The 20,479-nt window shown below is 64.8% G+C and carries 18 protein-coding genes; 6 read left to right on the top strand and 12 right to left on the bottom strand.

Features of this window, described 5'->3' with window-relative positions; genetic code table 11:
• Positions 1 to 361 precede the first annotated feature (361 nt).
• Genes ACSAGD_RS13520 through ACSAGD_RS13505 form a run of 4 tightly spaced genes read right to left on the bottom strand, consistent with a single transcriptional unit; the run spans position 362 to position 4,256 of the window.
• Positions 362 to 1,042, bottom strand: coding sequence for an N-acetylmannosamine-6-phosphate 2-epimerase (locus ACSAGD_RS13520; RefSeq protein ID WP_437583290.1), 681 nt, complete (start codon positions 1,040 to 1,042; stop codon positions 362 to 364).
• On the bottom strand, positions 1,039 to 1,929 hold the full coding sequence (locus ACSAGD_RS13515; RefSeq protein ID WP_437583289.1) for a carbohydrate ABC transporter permease: 891 nt from the start codon (positions 1,927 to 1,929) through the stop codon (positions 1,039 to 1,041). The genes ACSAGD_RS13520 and ACSAGD_RS13515 overlap by 4 nt, the downstream gene beginning before the upstream one ends.
• Positions 1,916 to 2,881 carry a carbohydrate ABC transporter permease gene (locus ACSAGD_RS13510; protein ID WP_437583288.1) on the bottom strand — a complete coding sequence of 322 codons (966 nt, stop codon included), beginning with the start codon at positions 2,879 to 2,881 and terminating at the stop codon, positions 1,916 to 1,918. Before ACSAGD_RS13510 ends, ACSAGD_RS13515 begins: the two co-directional genes overlap by 14 nt.
• Before the next feature lie 7 nt (positions 2,882 to 2,888).
• Positions 2,889 to 4,256, bottom strand: coding sequence for an ABC transporter substrate-binding protein (locus ACSAGD_RS13505; RefSeq protein ID WP_437583287.1), 1,368 nt, complete (start codon positions 4,254 to 4,256; stop codon positions 2,889 to 2,891).
• Positions 4,257 to 4,265: 9 nt separating this feature from the next.
• Here ACSAGD_RS13505 and ACSAGD_RS13500 point away from each other — a divergent pair, with 9 nt between their 5' ends.
• Together ACSAGD_RS13500 and ACSAGD_RS13495 are read left to right on the top strand one after the other, a co-directional pair.
• On the top strand, positions 4,266 to 5,036 hold the full coding sequence (locus ACSAGD_RS13500) for a GntR family transcriptional regulator (RefSeq protein WP_437583286.1): 771 nt from the start codon (positions 4,266 to 4,268) through the stop codon (positions 5,034 to 5,036).
• An 11-nt stretch (positions 5,037 to 5,047) separates the two neighbouring features.
• Positions 5,048 to 6,550 carry a DUF4127 family protein gene (locus ACSAGD_RS13495; protein ID WP_437583285.1) on the top strand — a complete coding sequence of 501 codons (1,503 nt, stop codon included), beginning with the start codon at positions 5,048 to 5,050 and terminating at the stop codon, positions 6,548 to 6,550.
• Positions 6,551 to 6,736: 186 nt separating this feature from the next.
• On the opposite strand, the gene ACSAGD_RS13490 is transcribed toward ACSAGD_RS13495, so the two are convergent.
• The 3 genes from ACSAGD_RS13490 to ACSAGD_RS13480 are packed head-to-tail and all read right to left on the bottom strand — an operon-like array spanning position 6,737 to position 11,117.
• Positions 6,737 to 7,411: a response regulator gene (locus ACSAGD_RS13490; protein WP_437583284.1), complete on the bottom strand. Its 675-nt coding sequence runs from the start codon at positions 7,409 to 7,411 to the stop codon at positions 6,737 to 6,739.
• The gene (locus ACSAGD_RS13485; RefSeq protein WP_437583283.1) at positions 7,408 to 9,045 is read right to left on the bottom strand and encodes a sensor histidine kinase; all 1,638 of its coding nucleotides are present in this window, start codon (positions 9,043 to 9,045) and stop codon (positions 7,408 to 7,410) included. The genes ACSAGD_RS13490 and ACSAGD_RS13485 overlap by 4 nt, the downstream gene beginning before the upstream one ends.
• Positions 9,042 to 11,117, bottom strand: a complete 2,076-nt coding sequence (locus tag ACSAGD_RS13480) for a serine hydrolase domain-containing protein (protein ID WP_437583282.1) — start codon at positions 11,115 to 11,117, stop codon at positions 9,042 to 9,044. Before ACSAGD_RS13480 ends, ACSAGD_RS13485 begins: the two co-directional genes overlap by 4 nt.
• 491 nt (positions 11,118 to 11,608) lie before the next feature.
• On the opposite strand from ACSAGD_RS13480, the gene ACSAGD_RS13475 reads away from it, so the two are divergent.
• A complete protein-coding gene (locus tag ACSAGD_RS13475) occupies positions 11,609 to 12,223 on the top strand; it encodes an HAD family hydrolase (protein ID WP_437583281.1) in 615 nt (204 codons plus the stop codon).
• A gap of 31 nt (positions 12,224 to 12,254) precedes the next feature.
• Here ACSAGD_RS13475 and ACSAGD_RS13470 read toward each other — a convergent pair whose 3' ends face one another.
• The 4 genes from ACSAGD_RS13470 to ACSAGD_RS13455 all read right to left on the bottom strand — a co-directional run bounded on the left by ACSAGD_RS13470 (position 12,255) and on the right by ACSAGD_RS13455 (position 15,860).
• Positions 12,255 to 12,896, bottom strand: a complete 642-nt coding sequence (locus tag ACSAGD_RS13470; RefSeq protein WP_437583280.1) for an HAD family hydrolase — start codon at positions 12,894 to 12,896, stop codon at positions 12,255 to 12,257.
• 50 nt (positions 12,897 to 12,946) lie between these two features.
• Complete coding sequence (locus ACSAGD_RS13465) at positions 12,947 to 13,468, bottom strand: NUDIX domain-containing protein (RefSeq protein ID WP_437583278.1); 522 nt, start codon at positions 13,466 to 13,468, stop codon at positions 12,947 to 12,949.
• A gap of 140 nt (positions 13,469 to 13,608) precedes the next feature.
• On the bottom strand, positions 13,609 to 13,947 hold the full coding sequence (locus tag ACSAGD_RS13460; protein WP_437583277.1) for a helix-turn-helix domain-containing protein: 339 nt from the start codon (positions 13,945 to 13,947) through the stop codon (positions 13,609 to 13,611).
• Entirely contained in the window at positions 13,944 to 15,860 is a 1,917-nt protein-coding gene (locus ACSAGD_RS13455) for an AfsR/SARP family transcriptional regulator (RefSeq protein ID WP_437583276.1), read from the bottom strand. The genes ACSAGD_RS13460 and ACSAGD_RS13455 overlap by 4 nt, the downstream gene beginning before the upstream one ends.
• 132 nt (positions 15,861 to 15,992) lie before the next feature.
• On the opposite strand from ACSAGD_RS13455, the gene ACSAGD_RS13450 reads away from it, so the two are divergent.
• A complete protein-coding gene (locus ACSAGD_RS13450; RefSeq protein ID WP_437583275.1) occupies positions 15,993 to 16,868 on the top strand; it encodes an alpha/beta hydrolase in 876 nt (291 codons plus the stop codon).
• A gap of 183 nt (positions 16,869 to 17,051) precedes the next feature.
• Here the strand turns inward: ACSAGD_RS13450 and ACSAGD_RS13445 are convergent, their stop codons facing one another.
• Positions 17,052 to 17,660 (bottom strand): TetR/AcrR family transcriptional regulator, encoded by a 609-nt coding sequence (locus tag ACSAGD_RS13445; protein ID WP_437583274.1) that lies wholly within the window; start codon positions 17,658 to 17,660, stop codon positions 17,052 to 17,054.
• Positions 17,661 to 17,780: 120 nt separating this feature from the next.
• On the opposite strand from ACSAGD_RS13445, the gene ACSAGD_RS13440 reads away from it, so the two are divergent.
• Both ACSAGD_RS13440 and ACSAGD_RS13435 read left to right on the top strand, forming a co-directional pair.
• A complete protein-coding gene (locus ACSAGD_RS13440; RefSeq protein ID WP_437583273.1) occupies positions 17,781 to 19,214 on the top strand; it encodes a glycoside hydrolase family 1 protein in 1,434 nt (477 codons plus the stop codon).
• Between the two features lie 7 nt (positions 19,215 to 19,221).
• Positions 19,222 to 20,454: an MFS transporter gene (locus tag ACSAGD_RS13435; RefSeq protein ID WP_437583272.1), complete on the top strand. Its 1,233-nt coding sequence runs from the start codon at positions 19,222 to 19,224 to the stop codon at positions 20,452 to 20,454.
• Positions 20,455 to 20,479 lie beyond the last annotated feature (25 nt).

Raw genomic sequence — 20,479 nt, 5'->3', positions numbered from 1 at the left:
GGCCACGGTGCTGTTGCGCTCAATCCTGGGGACCTGTCTGTCAAGGTGCACGTGAAACTGGCGTTCTTAGTTGACAGCTGGTGCTACGCGGGATCACAACAGATGAATCGGGACATCGAGCTCTTCGAAGGCTGCATCCCGGCATATTGCCCACGAGCCGCCTGAGCTAGGTTAAGTCCTAGCCGGCCCGTCTCAAATGTCCACGTTCCTTGCGACGACTGCCGAAGAACGAAGGATCACGCGGGTGCAACGCTCACCGGCACTCATGGTTCGGCCACCCGCTCCCCTAGCGGATACTGACCATTGTTCAGAAGCGAACGATTCGTTGCGGGACAAAGCACAGAAAACCTGACTCTATCTCTCACGCCCTGCCACATTTAGCTGCCTTCGCGTAGCGGGCCGAGGTGATGAGGGGGTCCGTCAGGGCGCGACCCACCACAGCCGCATATGCGCCGAGGTTGAGGACGCGCACCACATCGGCGGGGGATCGCAGACGGCCCTCCGCGATCACGCGGATGTTGCGGGCGGCGAGCTGCTCGACCAATGCAAAGTCTGGGCGCTCGGGATCCTTGCGAGTGTAGGGCGTGTAACCGGACAGCGTGGTGCCGACCAGTGCAGCACCAGCATCCCATGCCCTCAGTCCCTCATCGAGGGTCGAAACGTCGGCCATGACGGGAAGCCCCGTCAGATCGCGTACTGCGCCGATGATCGACAGGTCTCCGCCGCGGATCTCGCGCGAGGCATCGACGGCGATAATGTCTGCTCCCGCCTGTGCGAGTTCGAGCGCATGCTCAACCAGGGGCGTGATGACATCACGAGTGCCATTGTGCTCCTTATGCAACCCGATGACCGGCAGATCAGTGATCTCACGCACGGCGCGAATGTCGGCAGCTGAGTTGATGCGCAGTCCGTTCGCTCCGCCGAGCATAGTCGCGTGCGCGAGCGCGGCGATCATGCGGCTTTCGCGCAAAGGGCTGCCCTCATCAGCCTGAACCGAGGCGATGAATCCGTGCTTGAGCTGGACTATGCGTTCGTGCGTCACTTAATGGCCCCCGCGCTGATTCCGCCGATGAAGAACTTTTGCCCGATCAGGAAGATGATCAGCGCAGGAATGGTGAACATGGTACAAGCGGCCATGAGCGGACCCCACGCGACGTCGTTCTCGCCGAAGAACGCATAGAGGCCGATGGACAAGGTGTACGTCGACTCGTCATTCAAATAGATGAGGGGATTGAGGAAGTCGGTCCACGCCCACACGAATTGAAACACCGCGGCCGTGACGATCGCGGGACGCGCAATGGGAAGAACGATGGTCGCGTACGTACGAAACTCGGATGCTCCGTCGAGTCGCGCGGCCTCAATGAGGTCGTCGGGAACGTTCATGAGGAACTGCCGGATGAGGAAGATGAAGAACGGCGTTCCCAGGAACGCCGGGACGACGAGCGGTAGGTAGGTGTTCGTCGCACCGACGCCGTTCCAGATGAGGAAGAGGGGGATGAGCGTCACCTGCGGCGGCAGCATCATGGTGGCAAGCACCATGATGAACAGTGGCTTCGCCCCGGCCCATTTCACCTTCGAGAGTGCGTACGCGACGAGCGGGCACGACAGTGCCGTGCCGAGAACGCTGAGCCCCGCGACGAGCATGGTGTTGCCGAGGTAGCGCCACACGGGAATCTGATCGAACGCAGTAGCGAAGTTGTCGAACGTCCACTCGCTGGGGATCAGCGTCGGCGGTGAGCTGAAGACATCCTGCGGTGACTTGAGTGCCGTCGACAGCATCACGAGCAGCGGAAAGACGAAGACAAGCGCCAGCGCGATGACGAGCCCGTGCTGCCGCAGCCGCCGCAGGAACTTCGGCGTGCGCTTGGTCGCCGGGAGCTCGCGTGGCGTGCGAGCATCCGTCAGGATCTGCGTGTCACTGAGAGCCATAGTGCACCCACCGTTTCGAAGAGGCCAACACAACAAGAGTGATGATGAGCGTGACGATGAAAAGCACCCAGGCCATTGCTGACGCGTAGCCCATCTTCAAGTAAACGAACGCGTTCTGGTACAGGTACATGGCGTACGTCAGCATGGACTGATCAGGGCCGGAGCTGATGTTGTTGAGTCGTTCCTGCGCGAGGACGTATGGCTCGGTGAAGATCTGCAGGTAGGCGATGAGGCATACGATCACCTGGAACAGCGTGACCGGCGAGACCGTTGGCCAGGTCACGTTGAGAAAGCGGCGCCAGGGGCCGGCGCCATCAATGGATGCTGCCTCGTAGAGTTCGTGCGGAACATCCTTGAGCGCGGCGAGGTAGATGATCATGGTGCCGCCGACCGTCCAGAGCACGACGAGCACGATTGCCGGCTTCGTCCAATCTGGTTCCTGCAACCAGCTCGGCCCGGTGATGCCAAACCAGGAGAGGAAATGGTTTACGAACCCATACTGAGTGTTGAGGAGCCAACGCCAGAGATATCCGCCGACAACCACCGGAATAATCGAGGGCAGATATACGAACGCACGGTAGAGCGGTTGTCCCTTAATCGGCGTGTTGAGTAGGTGCGCCCCACCCAGCGCGATTGCAATGGTGAGGGGCACACCCATGACAGCGAGTACCAGTGTGTTCGCGAGTGACTTCCAGAACACATCGTCATTGGCCATCTGCTCGTAGTTTTCGAGGCCGACCCAGTCTGGAGATTGGAAAAGGTTGAAGTCGGTGAAACTGTAGTAGCCGGACGCGAGAATCGGATACGCGAACAGGCCGAGAAAGCCGACGATGAATGGCGAGGCGAAGGCCGCTCCGATCCAGAAGGAACGTCTGCGCGAACGTGGACGCTTGCTGTTCCGGCTGAATTGATCGGAACGACCCTCGCGAATTCTCTTAGCAGTGAGTGTCATTGGAGACTTACTTCGTGTAGCTCTTCGCTCGAGATTTCACGTATTCGAGTGCCTTTTCGCCATCTGACTTGCCCCGAACAATGTCATCAAATGCGTTTCCAAGATCAGTCGAGTATTCAGCGCTGTAGGGTGCGCTAGCGAGTGACTTGGCGTTGGGACTCGTGAGCGCCTCGCCCCAGACCTCAAAGTTCTCAAGATCGCTGTATGCATCGCTGCCGAGCAGGGACGTTCGCGCCGGCAAGTTACCGAGCGTGAGGCTGAACTTCTCCATCACGTCGGGACTCAGCAGATAAGCAAGAAATTCCGCAGCCTCGTCCTTGTGTTTTGAATTGGTCGGAATGAACAGTGTGCTGGAGGTGACCTGAGTGGAATTTTCGAGGTCCGCAGATGCAGCAGGGATCGCCGTGACGCCCCAGTCGAGATCTGGCGCAACCTCGGCCGCTTGAGCCGAGCGCCATTCACCGTCGATGATCATCGCGACTTTGCCACTGAAGAACGAGTCTTCTGCGGACAAGTATTGGCCTTCGCCTGCTTTGAAGTCGGCGAGCTTGTCGGCCCCGACCAGGTCCACGACATTTTCCTGCCACCAGTCGACGGCTTCGATATTGCCAGCATCTGTTGGCGTCGGACCGTTCTTGTCGCTCCACGCTCCGCCGAAGGCGAAGCCCAGAGTGGTGAGCGTCGTTGTGGTGTTCGCGTCTCCGATTCCAAGTTGTGAGATTTTGCCTGAATCGTCTGTCACTGTCAGCTTCTCAACCGCAGTTGCGAGCTCATCCATCGTCGTCGGAGGCTCAACTCCCGCCTCGTCAAGAAGTTTCTTGTTGTACAGGAGCTGGAAGCTGTGTACTGCAATCGGCAACGCATATGTCTGACCGTCGTGTTTCATCTGCTCAAGCGCGGCGGGAGCAAAATCGTCGAGATCGATGTCTTCTGACTCGATGTACTCGTCCAGCGGCGCCAGGACTCCCTTTGCCGCCCAGGAGCCCATGTTCTCTCCGAAGTTGTCGGAAATATCGAATGAACCGTTCGCTGACGACATCGATGTGAGCTGCTTCTGCTGGTCTGGGCTCGAGACACCCTTGACGACAATCTCATCTTGGCTCGCATTGAAGTCGTCGATGATCGACTCGAGGACCTTGGCTTCTGGCCCCGACCACAGATAGGAGAACTTGAGAGTCGTCGGACCATCGCTCTCTCCGCCGGAGCAGCCGGCAAGTGTGAGCGCGGCCGTGGCGGCTATGGCAATGCCTCCCAACCAGCGTGATCGCGTGGTGTTGCAAAGTCTGTTCTTCATGTTGCCCTTTCCATCTTTGGCTATGGCAGAATCTAAAAGTGGTATAGACCAATCGTTTGACGATGCTGGAAATCTTGACACACGGGATGGTTGAACGTCAAGATTGGTCCGAACCATTATCAAAAAGGAGCTGAAGTGGCGGGGCCAGCACGTCAGACAAAGCACACGAAGGTGCGCGAGTACCTCGTCGACCTCATCGAGGGCGGACTCGAACCAAACGAGAAACTACCGACCGAAAGGGAACTTGCAGAGACACTCGGCGTCACTCGTGTGACGGTTCGCAAGGCTTTGGATGAGCTTGAGAAGGATCAGCTTGTCTATCGAGTTCAGGGCGCCGGCACATTCGTTAATGAACCTCGGATCAGTAAGACGTTCGAGTTCCACTCCTTCTCAGAAGACATGCTTGCTCGAGACCTCACACCGGGGTCGGCTGAAACGTCGATCACGCTAGAGAGCGCTGGCGGCCGGATCGGATTTGCTCTTGGGCTCAGCCCGGCTGATGAGGTCGTGCACGTCATGCGTGTGCGGACCGCTGATGGGCGCCCGATGTGTCTTGAGCACTCCTACTTGGATGCTTCTGCTGTTCCAGGATTCGCGCAGGCCTTTTCAGGCGAGTCGCTTTATCACGAGCTGCGGGAGTCTTATGGCATCCGACTGGAACGAGCCGATCAGACCATACATGCTGTTGTGCTTGACGAGGCAGCGGCGGGTCTTCTCCGAGTGCCCCCTTTCTCCCCAGCCTTTAGCGTGCAGCGCACTGCCTATGACCATCGCAATCGCGCAATTGAGTACGCAGAATCCCTGTATAGGGGCGACCGCTACTCATATGAGCTCTCCATCAACAGAATTTCTTCGCAATGAGACGGGACACTATGAACCTCACCGAACGCCGAATCGCTCTACTGCCGCTTGACGACAGGCCCGTCAACGTACTGTTGCCCGGCGACGTGGCTAACGTCGCTGGCGTTGCGCTCGACGTTCCAGACGCCGCCATGCTTCCCGAATACCGAGAGCCAGGAGATACAGCTGCCCTAGCAGCATGGTTGCGCGAACGTGCCGAGAATCCGAGTACTACACACCTTGTTGTGTCTCTCGACATGCTTGCCTATGGCGGTCTGATTGCGAGTAGAACCTCCTCTGATTCCGTTCGCGACGTTCTCGCGCGGCTTGATGTTCTGCGTGAGATCAAGCGGAAAAGGCCTGAGCTTGAGATCTATGCAGTGACACTCGTCATGCGCGCAAGCAACTCCTATTCGAATGCTGAAGAACCCGAGTACTGGAAGGACTACGGCAAAGACCTGCATGAGCTCGGTGGTGCACTCCACCGAGTCGTTTGGGAAACCGAAGATGGTCTGGGCGTTGGCGCTGCTGACGTTCCAGATTCCGTTGTGTCGGACTATGCATCAAGGCGAGTGCGAAACCATATTCTGAACCTCAGCGCACTCCTCCTGAAGAATGAAGGGGTTCTGGACTTTCTCGCGGTGACGGCTGACGACACTGCAACGTTCGCGGCTGGATCTGCTGAACAGGTTTGGCTGCGGCACTGGATGCGCTTCCTGCCAGGTGCCAGCGACACACTCATGTACCCGGGAGCTGATGAAGTGGGCGCAGCTCTTGTTGCCAGAGCAATTGCAGAGTCGAATGATGCGAGCCCGAGCTTCGAAGCTCGCGTCGCTCAAGAAGGCGGATTCGAGATCGTTCCATCGTTTGAGAACAGGCCCCTTTCCGCGTCAGTGGCACGTCAGATCAGAGCCGCAGGCGCTCGACAGGTCGAGTCAGATGCCGATGTTGTACTAGTGCTGCACGCTCCAGATCCTGACCGCCACGACATGTTTCGGGGCTATCCCGTGAAGCCAAATCGCGAAGCGGCAGAGGCAACAGCCGCGCTGATTAAGCGATCGTTGGATGAAGGAAGTCGAGTTGCGCTCGCCGATGTCCGTTTTCCAAACGGAGCGGATGCTGAGCTGCTTAAGCGACTTGCAGATGAAGGGTTGCTGGACCGTCTTGAAGCGTTCGGTGCTTGGAATACGGCGGGAAACACGATAGGCAGTGTGATCGCGCTCACGGTAGCGGCGGAGGTCGGTCGAGCGGCCGGAAGCTATGATCCAGAAGCGTCTCAACGGGCGCTCCTTACGCGGCTACTTGATGACTATGCGTATCAGTGTGTGATTCGTAGTGAAAAGGGGCCGCAACTCTTTCCCGACAGATTTCCACTTGCAGATGACGTCGACGTTCGCACCGCGGAAGCCATAATTCGCGCAGAAATGAATCAGATGCTGGGGGAAGAGTTGCCCGGAGAAGACTGGACGGTCTCGTCGCTGACGTTGCCTTGGCGTCGAAGCTTCGAGGTCGCGATCAGGCTTTCTCGGAACTAATTCTCCTGTTTCCCACTGCACTCTGATGACCCTGCGATTCCTTCATGAGTTCGCTCTCGCCCAAGCGCCGTCGCTTGTAACTACCTTTTGGGGAGGGGAGTACGAGGTGGGAGTCTGAGGAGTCCGTACGAGCGTGCTCGTGAACGTTGTCGGAAGAGCAGACGCTGTGCGCGTTGGAAAGCCTACCTATTGGCTTCCCGGCCGGGCGACGCCGACGCGGTAAGCCCAGACGACCGTCTGGACGCGGTCGCGCACGCCGATCTTCGCCATCGCGCGGCTCAGGTGCGACTTGACGGTGCTGGTCTCGACGAACAGCTCCTGCGCGATCTCCGCGTTGGAGAGGCCGCGGGCGAGCAGCCGGACGATGTCCGTCTCGCGCTGTGTGAGGGACGCGCGGGCCGCGGCATCCTGCGAATCGGGCTCTGAGACGCTGGGTGATTTGCGGCGCGCGAACTCCGCGATGACTCTGCGGGTCACCGACTGATCGACGAGGCCCTGCCCCGAAGCCAGGCGGCGCACCGCGTCGATGAGGTCGTCAGGGTCGGTGTCTTTCAGAACGAACCCGCTCGCGCCGGCCTCGAGAGCACCGAAGACGTACTCGTCGAGATCGAACGTCGTGATGATGAGCACGGCCGGAGCATCGGCATCCGCCACGATCTGTTCGGTCGCGGTGAGGCCGTCGCCGCCCGGCATCCGAACGTCCATACACACCACATCGGGGCGGAGCCGGCGCACGAGCTCCACCGCCTCGGGGCCATTGGATGCTTCGCCGACGACCTCGATGTCGTCCGCGGACTCCAGAATGACCCGGAACCCAGCACGCACCACCGCCTGGTCATCGGTGAGAACGACAGAGATCATGCGGGTGCTCCTTCGGTCGGGTCGTGGTCGGTCGAGGTGGCGCTGCCGGGGTCGGTCGCCAGGGCGCTGCCGGGGTCGGTCGCCAGGGCGCTGTCGGCATGGTCGGTGTCGGGCTCTGCCGGAACAGTGAGCGTGACGCGCCAGCCACCAGAGGGCGTGGATGCCGCAGCGAACGTCGCCCCGATGAGCTGGGCACGTTCGCGCATGCCGATGAGCCCGAGGCCGCGGCGCGTGTCGTCGTGCGTCGGCGTGGGAGACGCGGCGTTCTCGACCTCAAGGGCGACGGCCGTGTCGGTGTAGCGGAGTGCGACCGTGACCGGGGCGCCCGGCGCGTGCTGCCGTGCGTTCGCGAGAGCCTCCTGCAGCACGCGATACACCGTCACGTCGGCGACCGGCGGCAGCGGGAACGCCGTGCCCGAGCGCGTGAACTCGACGTGGGTTCCGAGGGCGCGCGCCGTGCCGACGAGATCATCGACCACCGCGAGCCCCGGTACCGGAGCGGTGTGCTCACCGGCATCCTGTGTCTCTGCGTGTGGTTCTCTCAGCACGCCGACCACCAGGCGCAGATTCGCCAGGGTCTCTTTGCCCTGACTGCGGACCCAGGCGGTCGCCTCCTTCGCGGCATCCGGGTCTTTGTCGATGAGGCGCTCGATGGCGGCCGACTGCACGACCATTCCGGAGAGGTGATGCGCCGCGATGTCGTGGAGCTCGCGGGCCATGCGCGAACGCTCGGCGGTGATGGCGGCATCCGCACGCTCGTGCTGCTCGCGAATCGCCTCGGCCGCGCGCACCCGCACAAGCGTGAGGTAGCGGCGGTGGGAAGCGACCGTGATTCCGATGAGCACCGCGATGCCGTAGGTGAGGAAGGTCGAGCCGGCGTCCGCGAGGTACTGCAGCGGCAGCGGTGTGGGGCTCGAGCGACCGAGTACGGTGTTCAGCACGTTCGGCGCACCGGCGTACAGCGGCGTTGCGATGTACAGCTTCACCGCGAGCGACGCCGCGGCCTCGAGAGCGCCGACGACAGCGATCGTGGCGACGGCGCGGGCGGCCGGCAGGAGTGTGCCGACCGTATACGCGGCGATGAGCGGCGCGAGACCGCTGATGCCGACGCCCGGCGGAAACAGCCCGACAAGCGCCACCTGCGTGGCCGCGACCAGAGCGAACGCGACGGTCGGGTGCGAGCGCCGCAGGCAGAGCGGGGCGGCCTGCGCGGTGCTGACGACAAGAATCGCCGTGAGGTGAGGCGCGCTGAAGGTGCTGCCACCGGCCGCGTCGAGAAACGCGATGAGACTCCACGTCAGCACCAGGTTCGAGATCGCGATGAGGGCTGCGAGGGCGATGTCGCGCGAGAGCGGGGTGGCCAGGCCGATGCGGGTCAGGATGCCGTCCAGCCACGTACTCCAGCGGGGCGGCGTCGCGAGCACCGCCGCATCGGTTGCGCCCGTGCTCGCGCCCGTGCTCGTGCCGGTGCTCGGCGTGGTGGTGTCGCGCATGCGATGGCCCTCCGGTGAGAGTGGAGCCGGGGAGCGTCGCCCGGCGGCATCCTCTCTCTTGATGCTAGACGAGACGACCGCGCCGCCCGGCACCCGGTGTGACGACCGGATGCCGAGCGGCTCTGAACCGCGACCGCTCATACCGAGATGCTCGGCGCGAGCAGCTGGAACGTGATCGCGAACCACGCGACACCCACGAGCGCGGCGGCGACGAGCACGCTGCCGGTGACGCGCTTCCACCCGACACGGTGACGGATGCCGAGCGCCACGGCGATCGCGGCCGGAACGATCGCCAGCACGCCGACGCCCTGCAGCACCTGGGTAAGCCGGACCGCGACATCCGGGGCGCCCTGCAACCCGATCACGGTGGAGATGATCGCGATCCAGGCGGCGAGGGCGACCAGCGCCGCGAGCGAACCGACGCGGGTCGCCAGGCGCGAGAGCCGGTGCGCGCGGCTGAGCGGGGCAGGTTTCGCAGCGCGGTAGTGACGGCGGGCGAGGGCGCCGATCGGAATCGCGAGCAGCGCGATCAGCAGCACGAGCGCCGAAGCGACGAGCACGGGCAGCGCGATGCTGCCGCTGAGTGCGGGGCCGACACGGTTGAGGCTGAACGCCGATTCGAAGCCGATCGTCTGCACCTGGTCGCCATCCAGACGCATCGTCAGGATCTGCTGACCGCCGACCTCCTGCCAGACCCACGGCGCGACCTCGCGAAAGACCGTGGGCTCCGGAGCCATGAGGCCGGGCGTGAGAACGATCGTGCCGTCTGGCCGCGCGGTGACCTGCAGCTGGGTCAGCGCGCCGAGCGTCGCGAGATACGTGCTGTGGAAGCTGCGCGTGGACGCGTAGGTTCCGGCAGCCTGCTGCGCGTGCTGCTTCGCGGTGGGCTCGGCCGCAGCATCCGTGTCGCCTTCGCCTTCGCCTGTCGTGGCCGTGGCGTTGCCGGTGTCGGCGGGGAAGTACCGGTCCGTGAACCCGTGCATGACCGCGTTGCGGACGTCGATCGAGGCCGTCGCCGTGCTGCCCGAGCTGTTGAGCGACAGGAAAATTCCGGTGGCCTCATCAGGATAGAGCTGCATGTGCGAGTGGAAGAGGTCGGTGTCGCCGCCGTGCCCGAGAATGTGGTGGCCGTTGCGGCTTTCGTCGAAGAATCCGAGCGTCATTCGCGGGCCCTCCGCGAGGGTGCCGAGGGTGTCTGCCGTGAGCGCGGGCTTCTGCATGAGCGCGCGGGTGTCAGCGGCGAGCATGTCGTCGGCGTTCTGGTGGTCGCCGAGGTGCGCGAGCATGAACTGTGCCATGTCAGCGGCGGTTGTGCTGAGCGCTCCGGCGGGCGCGGGGGAGATCAACTCGAACGGGCTGGCCGGACCGTTCGAGGTCGCGTAGCCCTTCGACATACGGTCGGCGAGGTCATCGGAGAGCGGCTGCTCGAACGTCGTCGAGTCCATGCCGAGCGGGGCGAGGATGCTGTCAGCGACATAGCGCTCGAAGGGAACGCCGCTGACCCGCTGCACGATGTACCCCGCGAGGCCGTTGCTGTAGTTGGAGTACGCCGGCGTGGTGCCCGGGCGGTAGACCTGCTCGGGCGGGTTCGTGGCGAGATTCTCGCGCAGGGTCGGGCGTGGTCCCTCGTAGCGGATCATGTCTTGGAGGCGCTCCTCGAACCCGGCCGTGTGCGTCAGTAGGGTGCGGAGCGTGATCGGGTCGTCGAAGTTCCGCGGAATCTCAAAGTCGAGGTACGTCGAGACGTCGACGTCCAGGTCGAGGTCGCCGCTCTCAACGAGCTGCATCACGGCAGTGTCGGTGTAGAGCTTCGCGATCGAGCCGACGCGGAAGAGCGTGCCTGCGGGGTCGACCTCGGTCTGCTCGGCGACGTCCGCATATCCGTAGCCGCGCGTTGTGAGCACCTCGCCGTCGGACACGACAGAGACGGTCGCGCCCGCAATGTCGAAGTTTTCGAGAGCAGCGGGCAGGATGCCGTCGAGCCACGCATCGACGTCACTCTGCGTCAGCGTGGTCGGCGTTTCGCTGCCGCTCGTTCCTACTGCCTCTGCGGCGGGTACGGGAACGTGCGGCGCCGCTGTCGTTGCGGCCGGGGCGGCGCACCCGGCGAGCAGCGCGACGACTGCGCCGGCGGACGCCGCGGCGACGCCGACCCGCCGTGCCCCCGTGCGCCCGCGCCCACCGCTTCGCTTTTCCTGCCTGTCGCTTCCCAAGCCGCGTGCCTCGTTTCGCAGCGTCTGCTCTCTGCCTACTGGCCCCCGCGCGTCGTCTCGCAGCTCCTGCCCGGTGTCTCCTGGCTTCCGCGCGCCGACTCGTGGTCTCGACCTGCTGTGTCTGAGCCGGACCAATCTCCTGGTGATGTGCATGAAAGAGCTCCTCGTCTGGTTGCTCTTCCATCGTTTCGAGATCGTGCCGCGGAGACATCTGGCGCAGGTCGAGTCTTCGCTTCCTCCTTAAGGGGGAGTCGGCGCGCGCCCGCATCGCTCCTCAGTACGGTCGTCCTTCGCACCCAGCCCTACCTACCCCGAGAGAGCGGTCTGCGGTCATTAGTGCCTGCCGCGGCAAGCTCTAATGACCGCAGACCGCTCTCACGCCGAAACCTGCGGAGACCGTCGAATGTGCACCTGCGCGCAGCATCCATCCATTGAGGGGGGCGCATTCCAATTACCGCGGTTTGCGGGACCGCTCGGGGTAGGTTGCTTGAGTGAAGTGGATCCTCTACGACGTTGGTGGCGTCCTCGAGAATGTTGATGATCACAGCTGGCCGCTGGAGTTGGAGCAAAGCTGGAGCATCCGGCTTGACATGTCCGTCGAAGCCCTGCGAGCCCGCCTCGATTCTGCGGCTCTGCCCGACGTCACCTTGCAGTCGGGAGTCGCAGACGAATATTGGCGAAGGTTCGCTGTCGCGTTAGAGATCGATGAGGATGCGGTCGCGACCATGCGAGGTCAGCTATGGGACGCATACTGCGGTCACGGAAACGTCGAACTGCTCGATCACGCGCGTTCGTTGCAGGGGCGGGCCGGGCTGGCCATTCTCTCGAACTCCGCTGACGGTGCGCGTGACGAAGAGGAGCGGCGCTTCGGTTTCTCATCGATCTTCGATCCGATTTGCTACAGCCACGAACAGGGCGTGGCGAAGCCGGATGCTCGAGCGTATGTGAACGCTCTGGAGAAAATGGGTGCACGTGCGGGTGATGTCCTCTTCATCGACGACAACGACGCTCCAGTGCGTGGTGCGGAGGCGTGCGGGATCCGTGCCATCGTGCACTGCGACAATGCGACGACAATCGCTGCGATCGAGTGCTTCCTCGCCAGCTGATCGGGTCGCTCTGCCGCGATTGGAACGTCTGTCAGGCCGCCAGGATCGCAGTGACGGCCTCGGCAGCACTCGAACATCGAGTATCGAAACGTTCGATGTCGGATGGGACGGTTGCGTTCAGGGGAGCGATCCACGCTGTGTGGAGTCCAGCGTTCACCCCGCCGCCGACGTCGTGTTCGAGACTGTCGCCGATCATCCAGCCTTCGAGTGGGCAGCCGATGCGTTCAGCCAAGATAGTGAAGATTCGGGCATCCGGTTTACGGACTCCAGCCTCGCCCGAAATGACCCACCCATCAACCAGGTCTGCCAGGCCCGTCGACCGAATCTTGCCCTCTTGGTTGTCCACCATTCCGTTGGTTGCGATGCCAATGTTCCAGCCCGCAGCTCGGAGCTCAGCAAGCGACTTTTTGTCTTCGTGCGTGCACTGCACGAGCTGCGGCATCCGTGCTCTGTATGCCGCCCACACCTCTGCTCCTGATGCCGGCAACGAGCACTCTTCGACGATGCGGTCGAAGCTCATCTCCTTCGAAGCCCTTTCGCGGAGCGCGGCAGCGACGAGATCGGTAGCGCCGTTTGGCAGGTTCCACTGCGAGACGAACTCGTCCGCCCAGGATCGCGCGGCACTCATCTGGTCGACGAGAGTTCCGTCCAGGTCAAACACAGCAAGGGGCACTCGGCGAGCCTAGTCAAAGAACCATTGCGTGTGGAGCTCGAGAATACAAATCACCGAAACTGATTATCTTCGACAAGATCACCGGTTGCTGCGGAGGAGCGAACTGCCCACTCTGCGATTACATCGTCGAGCGCGGCAACTGCGAGATCTGACTGGCTCAGCGGCTTTCTCCATACGAACTGCTGCATCTCATCGCTGGGTGTTGCTTGCTGGTCGGTGACCTCCGCGAAGTAGATGGCTCCCAGCTCGTCGCGGATCGGAGCAGTCAAAGCGAACCGCGCATAGCCGAGTAAGCCAAGTGTGTCGACACGGATGCCCGTTTCTTCTTCGAGCTCACGTCGAGCCGCTTCGAAGAAGGACTCCCCGGGCTCGACAATTCCACCGGGGAGTTCGTATTCGAGTCTCCAGGTGTTCATGCCAAATAGCACGCGCTGCGTGGCACTGTCGACGAGTACGGCAAGCGCCAAGGGGCAGGGTGTGTGCGCGGCTGCGGCAACGAGTTCTTCGTGGGTTGCCGCTTCGACCGAGAGAAGGCGGTTGCCATGGCGGTCAGTCGCGAAAGTTGAGTTCATTTGAAAAGACTACTGAGACGCTGTCCGTATCAGCGCAAGTGCTCCCGCTTGAGTGAATCGCGAATCCAGCCGGTTGTGAGCTATGAGATCAGCTCGGCGAAGACCGGGCACCGGCATCCTGGAGCGCAACATCAAGGATGCTAGTCGAGCGCGTCGAACTCCTCGTCGATCTTGCGCAGCTCAGCGAATGCCTGCTCGCGTTTGATGTTCTCTCGCTCACGCAGACGGAGTACGTCGTCTGTGCGAAGTCTCGTGTGGGAGCCGACCTTTCGGCCAGTGATCTCACCAGAGGCGATGCGCTTCATGAGCGTCGGCCGCGACACTCCGAGCATCTCGGCAGCGATAGTCGTGGTGACTTCCTCCGGAAGGCCGGTGATCGTCACTGACCCGTTCCCGAGGCAAGCGAGGATGTTGAAGACAAAATCACTCAGATGCGGGTCAAGCTGAACGACTTCGCCCGTGACCGTCTTGACGCTCACTTCATGGTGAAGATGCCCGTGGCCGCGCCCGGCAGCTGGTCGTGCGCTGCGGCGAGGGCGTTCCGGGCGCGCTCCAGGGTCGGCTCGTCGCGGACAAGAGCCGCCGCTCTCGCGACGAGGAACCACATCGCTTCGAGGAGATGGTCGGCCGGCGGCTCGGGGAGTTCGCGGAGCGCGGCCCTCGCGGCATTCTTCTGCCCTGAACCCGCGAGGAGGAGCGGCTCGACCCAGCGGGAGTACGGACCCCAGTCGGTGGTGTCGGGTGCGGGGAGCGGCAGGTTGTGCGCGACGCGGATGCTCAGCAGCGCGAGCGGCAGCAGTCCGTGCTGCATCCCGGGCATTCCGGCGCGGTCGAGCAGCGGCGACGCGGCCCGGTAAGCGGTCGCGACCTCGTCCGGCGGGTGGCCGGTGAGCGCGAGGCGCAACGCGCGATACCAGGTGGTGAACACCTCGATGAGCGGCGACTCGTAGCGGGCGGCGAGGGCGTCGGCGGCGTCCGCATGCTCGTCGGCCCCGACGACGTCGCCGAACGCGCATCGCGACTGCAATCGGATGAGCCGGCCGAGCAGCTCGAACGCGGGCAGATCATGGCGGGATGCCACGACGATGAGCTCCGCTCCGATCCGGTCTCTTGTCGCGGCGAGACCCGCGCGATGGAAGCTCTGCATGAACGTGCCGTTCAGCGCATAGGCCAGCAGTGCCGGGTCATCGAGCGTGCGCGCGAGTGCCTCGGCCTCGGCCGCGGCCTGCTGGGCGCCCGGGAAGGCGGTTCCGCGCGATTCGATCGCGATCGTGGCGAGAAGTCGTGCGCGAGCTGCGGCGTGACCGGCGGGCAGCGCGTCGAGCGCGCGCTCAGCCGCGGCGACCACTTCGGCGGCGAGGTCTGGAAAATCGGAGCGCGCCCAGATCGCCGGAACGTCATAGGCGCCGATCACGCGCGCCGTCAGAAGCGGGTCGCCGAGTTCTTCGGCCGCGTGGATCGTATCGACGCGCTGACGCTGCGCCGCCTCGAGGCCGTCGCCACCAGAGAGCGCGAGACTGCGCAGAAGATCGACGGTCGACCGCAGCTGAGCGCGAGATCCCAGCGCGGCCGCTCCCTCTGAGGCGGCACGTGCTCGCGCCCAGACCGTGCTCGCGGCATCCAGCGGCTGCGCGCTCGGACCGAGCTCGGGCGACTGTGCGAGAATCTGCCCCTCCAGTCGTGCGAGCGGGGCGCTCGGGTCGAGGCCCAGCTCGTCCGCGAGGCGTGAGCGCGCGCGGCGGGCGACGTCGAGGGCATCCTTCTGTCGCCCCGAGCGATACAGCGCCACGGCGAGCAGCCGCCAGGCGTCCTCCCGCCACGGATGATCGGTGACGTGCGCATCGAGAACCGGCACCGCGTCCGCGTGGCGGTCCAGAGACAGCAGCGCCTCCGCGTGCGCCTCGACGGCCTGCAGCCGAAGCTCCGTGAGACGCGCGCGTTCGGCGAGCGCCCACTGCGCCTCGGCGAAGTCCGCGTACGCCGGGCCGCGCCACTCCGCCAGGGCCCGGCTCAGCAGGTCTGCGGCATCCAGGGGCTCCGCACGGCGGGCAGCCGCGACGTCGCGTTCGAAGCGCCACGCATCTACGGCATCCTCGCCCACTCGCATCGCGTACCCCGCACCCTCGGTCACGATCACGCTCGACGGAGCGCGCGGCGGCCGATCAGGCTCGAGCGCTCGCCGAAGGTCGCCGACGAACGTACGCACAGCGCCGCGAGCTCGCGGCGGCGCCTCCGCCCACAGGTCATCGATCAGCGTCTCGACCGGCACCATGCGCCCGCGCGCCACGATGAGTCGCCCGAGAACGGCGCGGTGCTTCGGGCCTCGCAGACGCGCGCGATCGCCCGCGGCATCCCACGCGGCCATCGGGCCGAGAACCGAGAACGTGGGCATGGGGCGAGTCTACGGCGCGCACGCAGGCGCGGCGGCCGGTGCTGATCGGATGCTGATCGCCACACGGCACTGTGAAATCACGTAACTGTCCGCCCCCGTTCCTAGCCCGACCACCACCACAGTGAGGACCCCATGTCACCTTCCATCCCCGGCTTCGAGTACCGCAGCATCCCCGGCGCAGACGGCGTCGGCATCCATACCGCGATCGGCGGAAGCGGCACCCCGATCATGCTGTTGCACGGGTTTCCGCAGACCCACCTCATGTGGCGTCACGTGGCGACCGCGCTCGCCGCAGACCACACCGTGATCGCTCCCGACCTGCGCGGGTATGGCGCGAGCGAGAAGCCGGTCGAGGGAGCGAGCACCTACTCGAAGCGAACGATGGGTCAGGATGCCGTCGCAGTCGCCTCCGCGCTCGGCCACGACCGCTTCGCCCTCGTCGGGCACGACCGAGGAGCGCTCGTCGCGTTTCGCGCCGCCCTCGACCACCCCGAGGCCGTGACGCACGCTGCCTTCCTCGACGTGCTGCCGACCCTCGACACCTGGGAGTCGCTCCGCGGAGTCTCAGCGGCCGTCGGATTCCACCTCTACCTCATGGCGCAGCCACCCGGCCTCGCCGAGACGATGATCGCGAACAGCTCTGACGCGTTCTTCGGGTACTTCCTCGACGTGTGGACGAAGAACCCGGCCGCGATTCCGGCCGAGTACCGCCGGGCGTATCTCGACGCGAGCGCGGGCGCCGTGGCATCCATCGTCGCCGACTACCGGGCCACCGCCACCATCGATATCGCGCATGATCAGGCCGACGCCGACCTCGGTCGACAGTTGAGGATGCCGGTCAGCGTCGTCCAGCAGGACTGGGGCGCGGCCCTCGGCTACGACGCGACCGCGCTCTGGAAGCGCTGGGCGCCCGACCTCGCCCACTACACGACCGACGCCGGCCACTTCATGGCGGAAGAGGCGCCCGAGGAGGTCGAAGCGGTGATCCGCGAGCTCCTCACCCGTTGAGCTGCGTGCGCCCGGTGCCGACGGCTGCGTGCCGCCGCACGCCCGCGCGCTGCTTTCCCGCATGCCCGCGCGCCAGAATTCGTGCGAGAGCGGTCTGCGGTCATTAGAGTCTGCCGCGGCACGCACTAATGACCGCAGACCGCTCTCTCATGGGGAATGCGGGGCGGGGCGCGGAAGGCAGGTCTACTCGACGGATGCCCCGGGACTCCGCGCGGCCAGGGCGGCGAGCGACTGTGCGATCGCGCGGATCATCTGCCGCGCCGCCTCGTCGTCGCGGTCCACGAGCCAGCCGAGCGTCAGCCCATCGGTGAAGGCGACGAGCATCTTCGCCACCGCCGGAACGGGCATCGTCCACCGGCATCCCGTGTGCATCGCGGCCAGCTCGAGCGACGCCACCGCGATTCGTGCGTACTCGGCATACTGCTCCTGTGCCATGCGCGGCCGGGTGCGCAGCGCGAACTGCGTCAGCTCGAGCATCGCCTGCTCGTACTGCGGGTCGCCGCGCAGATGCTCGAAGTACCCGAGCAGCCCGTCTTCGAGCAGTTCCGCAAGCCCGCGCCCAGACAGCTGCGCGGGCAGCACGGCGCGCTCCTCTTTCGCGTGCACATCTGCGATCAGCGTGTCGAGCAGCTCGTCGCGCGAGTCGAACGCGTAGTGAAAGCTCGCGAGAGACATTCCCGCTTCCGCGACGATGGCGCGAATGGATGCCGCGCCAAGCCCGCGCGCCGACACGACACGCAGCGCCGCCGCGATCAGCTCTGCGCGGCGAACGTCCACCGGAGTGCGGCCCATCTCAGACCTCGATTCTGCGGTTGCGCGGGTCCTGTGGTCTGCATACAGTAGCAAGAAGTGGGACGATCGTCCCACTCACGCCTACGACACGGACGACGACGTCCGCAGCGGGAGACAATGATGCCTCACGAGTTCGCAGACACAGCCGATGCCGGGCGCCTCGCCGTGCAGATTCCCGACGGCTTTCTCATCGGAACCGCCACCGCCGCCGCGCAGATCGAGGGCGCCGGCGACGCACCAAACCGCACTCCGAGTGTGTGGGATCGCTTCGCCAGCGAACCCGGGCGCATCATCGACGGCAGCACGACGGCGGTCACCGCCGACCACGCACACCGGCTCAGCGAAGACGTCTCCCTCATGGCAGGCCTCGGCGTCGATGCCTACCGGTTCTCGCTCGGTTGGACGCGCCTGCAGCCCGGCGGCGCGGGCCCACTCGACGCGCGCGGCGTCGCCTTCTACGATCGTCTGCTCGACGAACTGCTCGAGGCCGGCATCTCGCCCTTCGTCACGATCTCGCACTGGGACCTCCCCGTCGAATACGAGCACGGCTGGCTCGACCGCGACACCGCCCACCGCTTGGGCGACTTCGCGGGCCTCGTGGCTGAGCGCTTCGGCGACCGCGTCGATGCGTGGATCACCATCAACGAACCCGCCACGGTCACCCTCAACGGGTACGCCCTCGGCCTCCACGCTCCCGGCCACAGCCTGCTGTTCGACGCCCTGCCCACGGTGCATCATCAGCTTCTCGGTCACGGCCTCGCGGTGCAGGCGCTCCGCGCCGCGAACGTCGCGGGCAGAGTCGGCATCACCAACGCGCACACGCCTGTCGTGCCCGCCAGCGACTCCGACCAGGATGCCGCGATGGCCGCGCTCTTCGATATCGTCCACAACCGCGTCTTCGCCGACCCCGTGCTGCTCGGCCACTATCCGCAGGTGCCGCCCGAGCTCGCCGACCTCTTCGGCGCATTCGCCGAGATACCCGACGTCGACCTCGCCACGATCAGCGAGCCGATCGACTTCTACGGGCTCAACTACTACATGCCGAGCCTCGTCGCCGCCGGCGCGGGCACGGGGGAGAGCCCCGACGGCGTCAGTGAAGCGATGACCGATCTCCCCTTCCGGCTCGAACCCTTCGAACAGTATGAGACGACGGGCTTCGGCTGGCCGATCGCGCCCGAGTACCTGGGGGTCGTGCTTGGCCAGATGCGCGACCGCTATGGCGACGCGCTGCCGCCGGTCTACATCACCGAGAGCGGCGCGAGCTTCGACGACGCGGTGGCCGCGGACGGCAGCGTCTCCGACCCGAAGCGCGTCGACTACCTCGCCCGTCACCTCTCCAGTGCCCTCGACGCGGTTGCGCCGGGCGGCCCCGCCGAGGGCGTCGATCTGCGCGGCTACTTCATCTGGTCGCTCATGGACAACTGGGAGTGGGCGGCCGGATTCACCCAGCGCTTCGGCCTCGTGCACGTCGACTTCGAGACGGGCGAGCGCGCGCCGAAGGAGTCGTATCGCTTCATTCGCGACGTGCTTCGACGGCGGACGACAGACAAGTGAGTTGAGGATGCCCGCCGAGGCGGAGCCGACAGCTCCCGACGTCACCGCCACGCAGCCGGTCACCCGCACGTGGCTTCTCACATTCGCGCTGGCGTGGTTCGGGTTCTGGCTGCTCGTGATGCTGCCCGGGCAGTTCATGACGGTGAAGCTCGCGAGCGTGCTCGACCCCGACAACAAGGTCGCGATCGGCTCGTTCCTCATCGCCGAGGTGGCGGGAATCATCGTGATCGGCGTGCCCGTGATCGGATGGCTCTGCGACAGAACGCGTACCCGCTTCGGGCGTCGTCGCACGTGGGCGCTCGCGGGTTTTCTGACGGCGACGATTCCGTTCGCGTGGGTTGGGCACCAAGCATCCTGGATCTCTGCCGCCGTTCTTCTCGGCATCGTCGCTGTCGGCCAGTCCGCCGTGCTGGTGTCGCTGTCGGCCATCATCGCGGACCGCGTTCCGATCGCGCAGCGCGGTCGTGCGTCGGCGGCGATGGGCGTGCCGCAGGTCATCGCCCTCGCTCTCGGCATGGTGATCGTCACGGAGCTCGTGCGCGACGTGGGCTGGAGCTGGACGGTCATCGCCGTGCTCGCGCTCCTGGCCCCGCTGCCGTTCATCTTCTCGTTCCCCGAACCGCGCGCCTCGCAGGCGGTGCGCCCGCTGACGCTCGGGTTCCGGCGCGCGCTGCAGCGGCTGCACGGCTACCGTGACTTCGGCTGGGCAACACTCTCGCGCGTGCTCATCAACGCGGGCAACCTCGTCGGAACGACGTATCTGCTGTACTTCCTCGCCGATGTTCTGGGGGTTCCCGACCCGGACGGCGCGCTCATGGTGCTCATCCTCGTGTACCTCGCGGCGTGCGCGGTCGCCTCGTGGATGGGCGGCGTGCTCACCGACCGCTGGAAGGCCAGGCGCGCTCTCGTCTGCGTCTCCGCCATGCTCCAGGCCGCTGCCGCGCTGGCGCTCGCGTTGGTTCCGACGTGGGAGAGCAGTCTCGTTGCGGCGGTGCTGCTGGGGCTCGGCTACGGGCTGTTCCTCTCGGTTGACCAGGCTCTGCTGACGGATCTGCTTCCGGATGCCGCGACGCGAGCGCGCGATCTGGGAGTCGCGAACTCCGCGCAGCACATCCCCATCGCGCCGCTGATCGGATGGGCGGTGCTCGCAATCGCCGGCTATGCCGAGCTCTACGTCGTGGCCGCGGTGGTCATCGTGCTGGGCGGCATCAGCGTGCTGCGTGTCCGCTCCGTCCGGTGAGGCCGTAGTAATCAACGGATGTCAG

Source organism: Paramicrobacterium salitolerans (assembly GCF_051513965.1).
In the GTDB taxonomy this organism is placed as follows: Bacteria; Actinomycetota; Actinomycetes; order Actinomycetales; family Microbacteriaceae; genus Paramicrobacterium.
The sequence above is the reverse complement of the archived record's forward strand: the minus strand, read 5'-3'. Positions and strand labels throughout refer to the sequence as shown.

What these genes read in the sequence shown, in the direction of transcription:
- ACSAGD_RS13435 (WP_437583272.1), top strand. Translation starts at nt 19,222, where the DNA reads ATGCCCGCCGAGGCGGAGCCGACAGCTCCCGACGTCACCGCCACGCAG.
- ACSAGD_RS13445 (WP_437583274.1), bottom strand. Translation starts at nt 17,660, where the DNA reads ATGGGCCGCACTCCGGTGGACGTTCGCCGCGCAGAGCTGATCGCGGCG.
- ACSAGD_RS13455 (WP_437583276.1), bottom strand. Translation starts at nt 15,860, where the DNA reads ATGCCCACGTTCTCGGTTCTCGGCCCGATGGCCGCGTGGGATGCCGCG.
- ACSAGD_RS13490 (WP_437583284.1), bottom strand. Translation starts at nt 7,411, where the DNA reads ATGATCTCTGTCGTTCTCACCGATGACCAGGCGGTGGTGCGTGCTGGG.
- ACSAGD_RS13515 (WP_437583289.1), bottom strand. Translation starts at nt 1,929, where the DNA reads ATGGCTCTCAGTGACACGCAGATCCTGACGGATGCTCGCACGCCACGC.
- ACSAGD_RS13485 (WP_437583283.1), bottom strand. Translation starts at nt 9,045, where the DNA reads ATGAGCGGTCGCGGTTCAGAGCCGCTCGGCATCCGGTCGTCACACCGG.
- ACSAGD_RS13440 (WP_437583273.1), top strand. Translation starts at nt 17,781, where the DNA reads ATGCCTCACGAGTTCGCAGACACAGCCGATGCCGGGCGCCTCGCCGTG.
- ACSAGD_RS13450 (WP_437583275.1), top strand. Translation starts at nt 15,993, where the DNA reads ATGTCACCTTCCATCCCCGGCTTCGAGTACCGCAGCATCCCCGGCGCA.
- ACSAGD_RS13495 (WP_437583285.1), top strand. Translation starts at nt 5,048, where the DNA reads ATGAACCTCACCGAACGCCGAATCGCTCTACTGCCGCTTGACGACAGG.
- ACSAGD_RS13510 (WP_437583288.1), bottom strand. Translation starts at nt 2,881, where the DNA reads ATGACACTCACTGCTAAGAGAATTCGCGAGGGTCGTTCCGATCAATTC.
- ACSAGD_RS13465 (WP_437583278.1), bottom strand. Translation starts at nt 13,468, where the DNA reads ATGAACTCAACTTTCGCGACTGACCGCCATGGCAACCGCCTTCTCTCG.